The organism is Streptomyces sp. NPDC002125 (assembly GCF_053593715.1).
The window spans coordinates 394,778-406,449 of the sequence record NZ_JBSFDD010000002.1 but is presented as its reverse complement, the minus strand read 5'-3'; the positions used below and the strand labels follow the sequence as shown (position 1 = coordinate 406,449).

Genomic DNA, 11,672 nt, shown 5'->3' with positions numbered 1-11,672 from the left:
TCCCCCGCCGTTCCCCTCGCACTCCATGGAGTCCCTGATGTCACAGACGGCACGATTCGTCCAGCAGGTGAGCAGGCCCCGCGGCCGGCCGACCGGCGCCGAGTTCCTCTTCGCGGAGGAGCAGGTCCCGGTACCGGGGCCGGGCACCGCGCTGGTCGAGAACGTCCTGCTCTCCGTCGACCCGTACATGCGGGAGAACATGGACGGCGCGTGGGAGCTGCACGGCCCGCTGGAGGGCCGCTCCATCGGGCGGGTGACCGACTCGCGGGCCGCCGGACTGGCCGAGGGTGACCTGGTGTTCCACCGCCAGGGCTGGCGTACCCACGCCGTGGTGCGGCCCGAGGACGTACGCGTCCTGCCGGAGGTTCCCGGCGTACCGGCCGAGACCTACCTGGGGATCCTCGGCGGCACGGGCCTCACTGCCTACGTCGCCCTCGCCCGGATCGCCCGGATCGTCCCCGGCGAGACGGTGTACGTCTCGGCGGCGGCCGGGGGTGTGGGGAGCGCGGCGGGACAGCTGGCACGGCTGATGGGCGCCGGACGGGTGGTCGGCAGCGCCGGCTCCCCGGCCAAGGTCCGCCTGCTCACCGAGGAGCTGGGCTTCGACGCCGCGTTCGACCACCGTGCGGGACACCTCCCCGAGCAGCTGGCGAAGGCGGCCCCGGACGGCGTCGACGTGTACGTCGACAACGTGGGCGGCGCGCACCTGGAGGCTGCGATCGGCGCGATGCGCGAGTACGGGCGGATCGCCTGGTGCGGCGCGATCGCCCAGTACGACGCCGCCGAACCTCCCGCGGCCCCCCGCAACCTCTTCGACCTCGTCGAGAAAAGCATCAGGCTGGAGGGCTTCCTGGTCCGCAACCACCGGGACGCGCAGGACGAGTTGGAGCGACTGCTGCTTCCCGCTCTCGCCGCCGGCACGGTCACCGACCGGCACACCGTCACCGAGGGCTTCGACGGGATCGTCGACGCCTTCCTGGACATGCTCGACGGTGGCAACACCGGCAAGGCGATGGTCCGGGTGACGGCATCATGATTCTCCGGGACACCACGGCGCGCACGATGCTCGGCTCGATGCTCGTCTCCAGCATCGGCATGGGGCTCTACACCCTGGCGCTCGGCCAGACCCTGTTCCAGCACACCGGCGACGCCCAGGCGTTCGCCATGATCTTCGCCCTCCAGGGGCTGGGCGCGGTGGCGGTGCTCCCGTTCTCGGGGCCGCTCGTCGACGCCTTCGACTCCCGGATTGTCTACGTGCTCTGCAGTCTGCTGCGGGCCCTGACCGTGGGCGTCATCGTCGTGGCGCTCTCCACCAGCGACGGCGGGGTGGTGACGGTGGTGGGCACGGCCGCCGTGTTCCTGGCCGTCTTCGACAACGTGCAGCGCACCGCCTTCTTCAAGTTCACCGCGCACCACATCGCGGGTGACCGCGCCGTGGCCTTCAACAGCCTGATCGGCATCGCGATCCAGGCCGGCAGCCTCATCGGCATGGCGGCGCTGGGCCTGGTCCTGATGGTCGGCACGGCCACCCAGGCGCTCCTGGTCGACGTGGCGGTCTCCCTGGTGGCGGCCCTGGTGGTCTCGCGGCTGCGGACACCGCGCGTGGAGTCGGCGGGCCGGCTGCGCGACAGCACCCTGCGCTCGGCGCTGCCCGACATGCTCCGGGACTGGGCGGGGCTGTTCGGCAGGCACCGTCACGAGGTCGTCGTCTTCGGGATGGTCCTGATGTGCGCGGGTGACTTCGTGTACTCGTACAGTCTCTCCACGCTCGTGGTGCCCCTGGTCGACGCCTGGCACGGCGGGGAGCCGTGGGCGGTTTCCGCACTGGAGGGCACGCTGGGCGCAGGGATGATCGCCGCGACGCTCTTCACCCGCTGGACGGTGCGGTTGTCGCTGCTCCCGGTCTGGGTGTCGCTGCAGGCGGTGATCGCGGCGGGGCTGGCCGGCACCTCGGTCCCCGCCCTGCACTACGCGGGCTTCTTCCTGGCCGGTTTCGCCAACCTGAACGCCATCACGCTGCTCCTGACCCTGCTGCAGCAGCACGCCGGCCCCCGGGACAAGGCCAAGATGGCGTCGCTGCGGCTGCTGGCGATCGGTCTCGGGACCGCCACCCTGATGCCCGTGGTGGGCCTGGCCGCACGGCAGTCGCTCACGTCCGCGTTCCTCACCGTCGCCGCCCTGCTGGTGCCGTTCGCGGCGTGCGGTCTGTGGGCCGCGCTGCGCTTCCGCCCCCGGACGGCGGAGCCGGCGGAGGACGGGGCGCAGCGGCAGGAGGAGCTGACGCCGGCCGCCTGACCCGCACGCCCCTCCCCCGCGCACTCCCCGCCCCGCACGAGCCGTCAGGAGACGTCATGCTCTCGTTCCAGCCGTCCTCGCCCCCGGACACGGTTCCCTCGCCGCCGCTGCTCTTCGCCGACCGGACTCACCGGATGGTGCCCTCCGAGACCAGGGCCCTCTTCTCGATGGCCGCCCGGGAGGACGTCGTCTCCCTCGCCGGGGGCATGCCCACCCCGGACGCCCTGCCAGCGGAGGCGCTGCGCGAGGTCCTGCAGGAGGTGCTCACGGCCGAGGGCACCGGCGTCCTCCAGTACGGCTCCGCCCAGGGCGACCCGGTGCTGCGCGAGCGGATGTGCGAGGTCATGGCCGCCGAGGGTGTCGACGCCACACCGGACGAGGTCCTGGTCACCGTCGGATCGCAGCAGGCGCTCGACCTGGTGACCCGTGTGTTCGTGAACCCCGGGGACAGCGTGGTGACCGAGGGCCCGACCTACGTGACCGCCCTCAGCACCTTCGCCGCCCATCAGGCCCGGGTCGTCGAGGTCTCCATGGACCGCGACGGTGTGGTCCCACAGGCCCTGGCCGACACCTTCGCGCTGCTCGCCGCCGAGGGACGCCCGGCCAAGTTCTTCTACACGGTGCCGACCTTCCAGAACCCCACGGGCCGGGTGCTGGGCGCCGAACGCCGCACAGAGGTCCTGGAGATCTGCCGGCGGGCCGGTGTCCTGGTCGTCGAGGACAACCCGTACGGGCTGCTGCACTTCGGTGAGCGGCCGCACCGGGCCCTGTGCGCCGACGCCCCGGACGGGGTGATCTACCTGGGGTCGTTCTCCAAGACGCTGGCGCCCGGTCTGCGCGTGGGATGGGTCCGCGCGCCGCGCACCGTCACCGGGAAGCTGGTCCTCGCCGCGGAGAGCGCGATGCTCTCCCACTCGCGCCTCACCCAGCGGACGGTGAGCCGCTTCCTGGAGACCCGGTCCTGGCAGGGACACCTCGACGTCGCCCGGACCCTGTACCGGGGCCGCCGGGACGCCATGCTCGACGAACTGGCCGCCACCATGCCGGAGGGCGTCTCCTGGACGGTGCCCGCCGGCGGGTTCTTCGTCTGGCTGACGCTGCCGGGGACCCTCGACGCGCGGGCGATGATGCCCCGGGCGATCGAGGGCGGGGTGGCCTACGTGCCGGGCACCGGCTTCCATACCCGGGGCGGCGAGCGGAATCTGCGGCTCTCGTACTCGTACCCCTCGGTGAGCCAGGTCCGGGAGGGCGTGCGGCGGCTGGCCGACGTCATCCGCGCCGAGCCGGAGACCGGCGGCGCGGCGCGCCTGCGGGAGGTGGTGGCGCGATGACCGGGCGCCCGACCGACGGACTGCTGGACGACGCGCGGGGCATCCAGGACGACCTGGTCCGGCTGCGGCGGACCCTGCACGCCCGGCCCGAGGTGGGGCTGGACCTGCCGCACACCCAGGAGGCGGTGCTCCGGTCACTGGAGGGGCTGGGACTGGAGATCACCACGGGACGCGGGCTCAGTTCGGTGACCGCGGTGCTGCGCGGCGCCCGGCCCGGGCCGACGGTGCTCCTGCGGGGCGACATGGACGCGCTGCCGGTGACGGAGCGCACCGGGCTGGACTTCGCCGCGGACAACGGCGCCATGCACGCCTGCGGACACGACCTGCACACCGCCATGCTGTCCGGTGCCGCCCGGCTGCTGGCCCACCACCGGGACCGCCTCGCCGGTGATGTCGTCCTGATGTTCCAGCCCGGCGAAGAAGGGTACGACGGGGCGCACCACATGCTGGAGGAAGGGGTCCTGGACGCGTCGGGGGCCCGGCCCGTGGCGGCGTACGCCCTGCACGTCACCGCCTCCGGCCGGCCGTCGGGCCGGTTCAGCGCGAGGGGCGGCCCGACCATGGCGGCGGTCGACAACCTGACCGTCACCGTCCGCGGGGCGGGCGGGCACGGGGCGATGCCCCACTCGGCGAAGGACCCGGTGCCGGCGGCGTGCGAGATGGTCGTCGCGCTGCAGACCAGGGTCACCCGCGCGTTCGACGTCTTCGATCCGGTCGTGGTGACGACCGGGTCCTTCCACGCGGGCACGCAGAACAACATCATCCCGGAGACCGCGGTCTTCGAGACCACCGTCCGCACCTTCTCCCCCGAGGCCCGCGCGCGGGCGGAGCGGACCCTGGCGGAGGCGTGCCACGGCGTGGCCGCCGCGCACGGGGTCGAGGCGGAGGTGCGGTGGCACCCGCTGTACCCGGTCACCGTCAACGACCCGGGATCGGTGGACACGGTCGCCCGGACCGTCGCCGAACTCTTCGGTGAGGACGGCTACGAGACCCTGCCCCGCCCGATGACCGGCTCGGAGGACTTCTCCCGGGTCGTGGACGAGATCCCCGGCGCGATGGTCTTCCTCGGCGCCACGGTCCCGGGGGCCGACCCCGCGTCGGCCCCGGACAACCACTCCCCGCTCGCCGACTTCGACGAGTCCGTGCTCGGTCCGGGAGCCGCGCTCTACGCGGCGCTGGCCGCCGGACAGCTGTACGACACCACCCCCGGTCCGTCCGACGGGCCTCCTCCACGAATGAGACGGTCATGACGCACAAGCCCTGCCGAGTCCTGCTGCTGACCCCCGACGCCGGTCTGGTCCGTGCCGTGTCCGACACCGGGCTGGAGGCCTGGGCGCTGCGCCGCTCCGGCGGCACCCCGTCCGGCACGCACGGAGGGGTGCCGGACGGGGTGCCGCCGGAGCGGACCCTGACCGACGAGGATCCGGCGCGGACCCTGAGGGAGCTGGCCGCCGACGCCCGCGCCGCGCACGGCATCGACTTCGTCCTGTGCGGCGGCGACGCGGAACCGGCCGTGCTCGACGTCGTACGCGACCTCGTCCCGTCGGGGGCGGGCGCCCGGACGTGGCCCCCGGACCCGGCCGAACTGCGGCGGCTGCTCGGCGACGCCGCGGCAGCCGACCTCGCTCAGGGGGACGGCGGTCCGGCACCGGCACCGGTGTGCGTCGTCGACACGGTGTCCGTGGGCGGTATGCACCTTCTGCTGGACATCGCTTGGCCGGATTCGGTCGCGCCCTTCGAGGGGAGGGAGCGCGGCAGTGTGCGGGAGACCGTCCGCAGCGTGCTGGACCTGATCGGGCACGAATCGGGAGGCATGAGGACGAGCGTGGCGCTCACCGCAGCCGGTCCCCGCCCGGTGGAGATGACCAGGACGCCGTTCCTGGTTGCTTCCCTGGCGGCGGGAACGACGTGGTAACCGCTCAGGAACGGCTCCGGGCACCTTGGGGTCCATCGAGAGCGGGCCGGAACAACCGGGCCGCTCACCCCGCCCCGAACACCTTCCCAGGAGCAGAAAAATGAGCGAGAACCTGAACGCCGGCCCGGTCCGCACCTCCCGTGGCGTCGCCGGCGTGATCGCGGCGCTGCTGATGACCGGCCTGGCACTCACCGTGGTCTCCGGCAACGACGTGTCCGACAGCGGCACGGCCGGTGCCACGGTGGTCCTCGCCACGAACGCCGGCCCCGCCACCCCGCCCGTCTCCCCCTGACGCCGCGGAGGTCCGGGTCAGGCGGACACGCTCCGCGGGTTCCGGACGCCCATGAACGCGTAGAGACGGTCGGCCTCGGCCAGGTACTCCTCGGCGGCCTCCCTGTCGCCGAGCGCTTCCAGGGCCCGGGCCATACCGGACAGCCCGGACGCCTCCTCCGAGCGGAAGCCCATGTCCACGGCGGCACGGTGGGCGTGGCGGTGCAGTTCGAGGGCGGCCGTGTGGTCGCCCAGCGCGCACCGCAGGTGGCCGATGATGTTCTCCACCTCCGCCAGCCGCACCGGGGTCGCCCCGGTACGTGACAGTTCCAGCGCCCGTACGGCGAAGCCCTCCGCGTCGGCGGTCCTCCCCCGGGCGTGCGCCACGCGGGCCGAGAGGGCCAGCACCAGGCCGACGTCCCCGGGCGCCGTGCGCAGCTCGCTCAGCCGGCGCGCCTCCTCCAGGCTCGCGTCGGCCTCCTCCAGCTCGCCGAGACCCACCTGGGCGAAGGCGAGGTCCGTGAGCGACATGACCAAATTGCCGTGGTAGCCGAGCGAGCGGCTGATCTCCAGGGACCGGCGGGCGGTCCGGGCGGCCTCGGCGTAACGGCCCCACTTCTCGTACAGCGTGGACAGCGTGGACAGCCCCTCGGCCTCCGCGCGGGTGGCTCCCAGCTTCCTCGACCTGTCCACGGCCTCGCTCAGCAGGGTGAGCGCCTCCTCGTAGCGGCCGAGCATGGAGGCGAGGAGGCCGATGGTCGACTCGCTGTGGGCCTGGATGCGCCGGTCCCCGAGGGCGACGGCGACCTCCCTGGCCTCCTGCGCGGCCTCCAGGCCGCTCTCGAACCGGCCCACCTTCCAGCAGGCCACTCCGACGTTCGACAGGGTGACGCAGAGGAGCTGTGCGTCGTCCAGCCCCCGGGCCGCGGCCAGCGCGGTCCGGCAGACGGTCCACATCTCGTCGAACTGGCCTCGGGCGTTCAGGTGGAAGCTGAGGTTGCGGGTGAGGCAGACGGTGTGGCGGTGCAGCCGGTGCAGCTCCGCCAGGGAGACCGCCGCCAGCAGCCCGCTGTGTTCGCGGTCGAACCAGGCGCGCGCGTCCTCGGCGTCCTCCAGGGACGGCAGGCTGCCCTCGTACGGTGCCAGGCCGGTGCCGCGCTGCTCCCGGCCGGGGAAGAGGGTCTGGCAGGCGACGTCCGTCGCCGTGAGGTAGTAGCCGAGCAGCCGCTCCACGGCCGCCGAGTCCTGCTCCGCCGTCCCGGGCCCGAACAGGCTCCGGGCGAAGCTGCGGACCAGGTCGTGCAGGGTGTAGACGCCGACCCCCGGCTGCTGCACCAGGCGCATGTCGAGCAGCATCTCCAGCGTCGACTCGGCGTCGTGGATGTCGGTGCCGAGGACGGCGGCCGCCGAGTGGACGTCGATCCCGGTGCTCGGGTGGAGTCCGAGGGTGCGGAAGGCCGACCGCTGACCCTCGTCGAGCGCCATGTACGACAGGTGCAGGGTCGCCGAGACGCTGCGCTGCGGGGAGCGGAGCTCGTCGAGCCTCCGGGTCTCGTCCCGGAGGCGTTCGGCGAGGTAGCGCAGCGTCCAGGAGGAACGGTTGCGCAGGCGGGCGGTGGCGATGCGCAGGGCGAGGGGGAGGTGCCCGCAGAGCTCGGCCAGTTCGGCGGCCGACTCGGGTTCGGCCTCGACCCGGTCCGCGCCGAGCGTCGCCGCGACCAGGGCGGCACTGTCCTGAGGCGTCATCAGGCCGACGGACACCCAGCTGACCCCGTCGAGGTCCAGCAGCCGGGAACGGCTCGTGATCAGGACCAGGCAGCCGGGCGACGCGGCGAGCACCGGGATGACCTGTTCGGCGTGGGCCGCGTTGTCCAGGAGGAGCAGCAGCCGGCGGCCGGCGACGGTCGCCCGCCACAGATGGGCCCTGGCCTCGGTGTCGCCGGGTATGCGCTCGTCGCTGACACCGAAGGACCGCAGCAGGTGGTCGAGCGCCGCGCCGGGCGACACCGGGGGCTGCTCGCCCGGGGTGAATCCGCGCAGGTCCACGTAGAGCTGGCCGTCGGGGTACCGGTCGGCGAGGTGGTGCGCGGCCCATACGGCGAGCGAGGTCTTCCCCGAGCCGCCCATGCCGTCGACGGCCACGACCCGGGTGTCGCGGTCGCCGGAGCCGGCGGCGAGGGCGTAGCCCAGCAGCTCGGTCAGTTCCCTGTGCCGGCCGGTGAAGTCGGACAGCGGCTGGGGCAGGGTGCAGACCGTGAGCGGCCGGGCCGGGGGTCTCTCCTGGACGGGCGGCGGCTGCTGCGACGCCAGGAGCAGTCCGGGTTCGTCGCGCAGGATGTCCTCGTAGAGCCTGGCCAGCGGGGGGCCGGGGTCCACGCCCAGCTGGTCGGCGAGGACCTCGCGGACCAGGGCGTACTCGTTCAGCGCCTCGGCCTTCCGCCCGGTGCGGTACAGGGCGAGCATCAGATGGCCGTGGAAGGTCTCCCGGAGCGGGTGCGCGGCGACCACGGTCCTGAGGTCGGCCACCAGTTCGCCGCTGAGACCGAGGCCCAGCCGCAGGTCGAAGAGTTCTTCCGTGGCCACGAGCCGGCGCTCCTCCAGCACCGTGGCAGCCGACTCGATGACCGCTCCGCCCTGTCCGGAGAGGACCGCCCCGTGCCACAGCGCGAGAGCGGCCTCCAGCTCGGCGGCGGCGTCGGGGCTGCGATCCTCGCGCAGGGCCGCCTCCGCGGACCGGACCCGGTCGTTGAACTCCAGCAGGTCGAGCTGGGCGGCGGACACGGTGATGCGGTAGCCGCTGCCCTCGGTGGAGATGATCCCGTCGCCGGGTATGCGGCGCCGCAGGTCGGAGACGGCCTTGCGCACCTGGTGCGAGGCGGTCGTCGGTGGGTCGTTCTCCCAGGCCGCCTCGATGAGACGGGGCATGGGCACCACCCGGCCGGGCTCCAGGAGCAGGACGGAGAGCACCCGCTCCTGGACCGCTCCGCCCAACGGCAGCCTCGTCCCGTCGGCGGAGGCCTCCAGAGGCCCGAGGATCCGGAAGCGCAGGTCTCGCGCGTGGGGTGCTCTCGGTGGTTCCGTGTCTTCTGTCTGCATGCCTCGCCCCGTGTGGGACCGGGCGGGACCTCTTGTGGGGCGCCGCGCGGTCGATGGTGGTGTCTCGTCGGTCTGGACAGGTGGGAAACAGAATGCCGCCTCCCGGTGGACGGATCCCGTGCCGCGGGGCGACCGGCCGCGAAGTCCGCCCCGCGCCCGGGTGCCGGGAGCGGGCCGCCCTCACCGCTCGTGACGGTGGCGCGTCCGGCCCGCCCGGGTGCGCCGGGCGGGCCGGACGAAGGGCGCCCGCCGCGGCGCTACTCCAGTGCGCGGACGGCCGCGACCGCCTCGTCGATCAGCAGGGTGTTCTCCTTGTCCGCGCTGTCCCCCAGCGCGAACCGGCTGCGGAGGTACGCGTACGACAGCCCCAGGGCGGGGCTCGCGAAGGCCATCGCCCCGGCGGCACCGCCGTGGCCGAAGGCGTCCGGGCCGAGCGCCGCGTACCGCTCGCCGAGCGCCTGGAACCCCAGGGCGAAACAGCTCTCGCCGCCGCCCACCAGGTCGGTGCCCCGCGAGTGGACGCGGCTGAACGTCTCGATCGTGTCGGGGTCGAGCAGCGCCGGACTGCCGTCCAGAACGCCGATGACCGCCGCGTAGACGTCCGCCACTCCCCGGGCGGAGGCCACGCCGCCCGCCGATCCCTGGCCGAGGGCGCGGGTCCGGCGGATGTTGGGGAAGACGGACAGGTCCGGGAGGTGGACGGTGCTGAAGGCGATCTCCGCGAGCCTGCGCGGCTCCGGCGCGGGCTCCTCCGTCCCCGGCCCGGGCACCGCCGGCGTCACGGGCAGGTAGCGCGGCTCCAGTTCCTCGGGAAGCCCCAGGAAGAAGTCGGCGTCGCGCGGACGGCGGACGCGCAGCTCCCACCAGTCCTGCAGACTCCGCCCGGTGGCCCTGCGGACGACCTCGCCCGTGAGGGCGGCTATGACGAGGCCGTGGTAACCGAACCCCGTGCCGGGGGTCCAGTAGGGGGCCTGGGCGGCGAGGCGGCCCGCCATGAGCGCGTCGTCGGCCAGCTCCTCGACGGTGAACACCTCGTCGACACCGACCACGCCCGCCTGGTGCGCGAGCAGCTGACGCAGCGTGACCCGCTCCTTCCCGGCCTGGCCGAACTCGGGCCAGTACGCGGAGACCGCGCGGTCCAGGTCGAGCACGCCGTCCTGGACGAGCAGGGCCACGACGATGTGCGCCGCGCCCTTGCTCACCGAGAACACCCCGGTCAGCGTGGTGCCGTCCACCTCTGGGCCGGCCCAGAGGTCCACGAGGCGTACCCCGTCGCGGTGGATCACCAGCTGCTGCCCGGTCGGCAGGGGCTGCTCCCGCACCACGTGCGCGAATGCCTCCCGCACACCCTCGAATCCGGCGTGGACCTCTCCGTGCACCGTGCCCTCACGGTCGCTCGTCAGCATGCCTCTCCCTGTCGTTCCATGCGGATGCGGTCGTTCAGTTCTGCCCGGATGGTCGCGGAGGCATGCCGACGCCCCTACGCGTGCGCATCGTCGGTCCCGCTGGGCGGGGACGCTAGCAGGTAACCCGCCTGAAAGCGGCTCTGGGCTCCCAGCTCCTCCATGAGTTCCGCGATGTGGCGGCGGCAGGTCCGCACCGACATTCCCAGGCGAGTGGCGATGGACGCGTCCGTCATCCCCTCCACGAGGAGGCGGACGATGGCCTGCCTCACGTCGCCGGCGACCCCCGCCCGGGCACCGGCGGTGACCGTACAGGGATCGGCCGACAGCCACAGCCGCTCGTACGTCTCCACGATGAAGGCGACCGTGTGCGGCTCCCGGACCACCACCGCGCCCAGGGAGTTGGCGGGGAGGGAGATGATGGCCGTCTCCGCGTCGAAGACGAGGAGACGGCTGAAGTGGTCGTCCAGGGTCCGTACCTGCGCCCCCAGTTCCAGCATCCGGTCGATGTGGACCGCCGTGCCGGAGCTGGAGCGGGCGGTGTGCTGGTAGAGGACGCGCATCCGCACCCCCCGGTCCAGCACCTCCCGGTCCCGGGGCTCCGCTTCCTTGAGGCTCCCCTCGTCCCGGCTCCCTCCCGGCTGCGCCGTGAGGATCTCGGTGCGGGCCCGCGCTGCCAGGTCGGCGATGACCGCGCGGACCTCGCAGAGGTCCTCCAGCACCTCGAACCCCCGCTCCCGCTCCCGGGAGTAGGCGCTCGCCTCGAAGACCGGGAGGAAGGCCATGATGGACTCCCGCTTCCGTTCGGCGAGGGCGCGCCGGGTACGGATGTCGCGGTCGAGGGGACCGACGACCCCGTCCACGGCCTGTTCCGGTGCCACCGCCCGGAGTTCGCCCCCGGGGCCGTCCCGCAGGAGGCCCAGATCGCGCAGCTGCCGCACGGCGTCGCTCACCTGGGCGGGCGGCAGGCCCGTACGAAGGCCGATGGAATTGGCCGAAAATGCATTTCCCGCGGCGCAATGCAGTGCATATTCATACACCGCCCGCGGGATTGCCTCCGGGGTTCCCTCTATGTCCGCATTGGCGATTTTTCCCATCATTCCCCCACTCCATGGCGTGGCAGCAAGCTGCCATGCAGCTTGCTGATCCATTGTGCCCACTCATGTCTCTGCAAGCTCTGGCATGGTGATTCATCCCGCCATCCCGTCGCCCAAAGAAGTGTGCACGGTGCGGGGGTGAACAGGAATCAACTCACGGGTGAAGAAGGCAGTGTGAATAAGGCTTTGCGCGAGGCGCTTCTCATCGGCGGCGGCATGACCGAGACACCCGGCATCCTCGGCGGGGCGTACCCGCTCACGGTCG

At 73.0% G+C, this 11,672-nt stretch carries 9 protein-coding genes; 6 read left to right on the top strand and 3 right to left on the bottom strand.

Features of this window, described 5'->3' with window-relative positions:
* The first annotated feature begins 37 nt into the window (after positions 1-37).
* From ACWCQM_RS04950 to ACWCQM_RS04925, 6 genes are all read left to right on the top strand, one after another.
* Positions 38-1,036 (top strand): NADP-dependent oxidoreductase, encoded by a 999-nt coding sequence (locus tag ACWCQM_RS04950; RefSeq protein ID WP_450913942.1) that lies wholly within the window; start codon positions 38-40, stop codon positions 1,034-1,036.
* Entirely contained in the window at positions 1,033-2,295 is a 1,263-nt protein-coding gene (locus ACWCQM_RS04945) for an MFS transporter (RefSeq protein ID WP_450913941.1), read from the top strand. Before ACWCQM_RS04950 ends, ACWCQM_RS04945 begins: the two co-directional genes overlap by 4 nt.
* A gap of 56 nt (positions 2,296-2,351) precedes the next feature.
* The gene (locus ACWCQM_RS04940) at positions 2,352-3,626 is read left to right on the top strand and encodes an aminotransferase-like domain-containing protein (protein WP_450913940.1); all 1,275 of its coding nucleotides are present in this window, start codon (positions 2,352-2,354) and stop codon (positions 3,624-3,626) included.
* Positions 3,623-4,876: a M20 metallopeptidase family protein gene (locus ACWCQM_RS04935; protein ID WP_450913939.1), complete on the top strand. Its 1,254-nt coding sequence runs from the start codon at positions 3,623-3,625 to the stop codon at positions 4,874-4,876. The genes ACWCQM_RS04940 and ACWCQM_RS04935 overlap by 4 nt, the downstream gene beginning before the upstream one ends.
* Entirely contained in the window at positions 4,873-5,541 is a 669-nt protein-coding gene (locus tag ACWCQM_RS04930) for a hypothetical protein (protein ID WP_450913938.1), read from the top strand. The genes ACWCQM_RS04935 and ACWCQM_RS04930 overlap by 4 nt, the downstream gene beginning before the upstream one ends.
* Positions 5,542-5,641: 100 nt before the next feature.
* On the top strand, positions 5,642-5,833 hold the full coding sequence (locus ACWCQM_RS04925) for a hypothetical protein (protein WP_450913937.1): 192 nt from the start codon (positions 5,642-5,644) through the stop codon (positions 5,831-5,833).
* Between the two features lie 17 nt (positions 5,834-5,850).
* On the opposite strand, the gene ACWCQM_RS04920 is transcribed toward ACWCQM_RS04925, so the two are convergent.
* From ACWCQM_RS04920 to ACWCQM_RS04910, 3 genes are all read right to left on the bottom strand, one after another.
* Positions 5,851-8,907, bottom strand: coding sequence for an AfsR/SARP family transcriptional regulator (locus tag ACWCQM_RS04920; RefSeq protein ID WP_450913936.1), 3,057 nt, complete (start codon positions 8,905-8,907; stop codon positions 5,851-5,853).
* Between the two features lie 257 nt (positions 8,908-9,164).
* Positions 9,165-10,313 carry a serine hydrolase domain-containing protein gene (locus ACWCQM_RS04915; protein WP_450913935.1) on the bottom strand — a complete coding sequence of 383 codons (1,149 nt, stop codon included), beginning with the start codon at positions 10,311-10,313 and terminating at the stop codon, positions 9,165-9,167.
* A 74-nt stretch (positions 10,314-10,387) separates the two neighbouring features.
* Complete coding sequence (locus ACWCQM_RS04910) at positions 10,388-11,263, bottom strand: LuxR C-terminal-related transcriptional regulator (protein ID WP_450913934.1); 876 nt, start codon at positions 11,261-11,263, stop codon at positions 10,388-10,390.
* Positions 11,264-11,672: the final 409 nt, after the last annotated feature.

What these genes read in the sequence shown, in the direction of transcription:
- ACWCQM_RS04950 (WP_450913942.1), top strand. Translation starts at nt 38, where the DNA reads ATGTCACAGACGGCACGATTCGTCCAGCAGGTGAGCAGGCCCCGCGGC.
- ACWCQM_RS04945 (WP_450913941.1), top strand. Translation starts at nt 1,033, where the DNA reads ATGATTCTCCGGGACACCACGGCGCGCACGATGCTCGGCTCGATGCTC.
- ACWCQM_RS04940 (WP_450913940.1), top strand. Translation starts at nt 2,352, where the DNA reads ATGCTCTCGTTCCAGCCGTCCTCGCCCCCGGACACGGTTCCCTCGCCG.
- ACWCQM_RS04935 (WP_450913939.1), top strand. Translation starts at nt 3,623, where the DNA reads ATGACCGGGCGCCCGACCGACGGACTGCTGGACGACGCGCGGGGCATC.
- ACWCQM_RS04930 (WP_450913938.1), top strand. Translation starts at nt 4,873, where the DNA reads ATGACGCACAAGCCCTGCCGAGTCCTGCTGCTGACCCCCGACGCCGGT.
- ACWCQM_RS04925 (WP_450913937.1), top strand. Translation starts at nt 5,642, where the DNA reads ATGAGCGAGAACCTGAACGCCGGCCCGGTCCGCACCTCCCGTGGCGTC.
- ACWCQM_RS04920 (WP_450913936.1), bottom strand. Translation starts at nt 8,907, where the DNA reads ATGCAGACAGAAGACACGGAACCACCGAGAGCACCCCACGCGCGAGAC.
- ACWCQM_RS04915 (WP_450913935.1), bottom strand. Translation starts at nt 10,313, where the DNA reads ATGCTGACGAGCGACCGTGAGGGCACGGTGCACGGAGAGGTCCACGCC.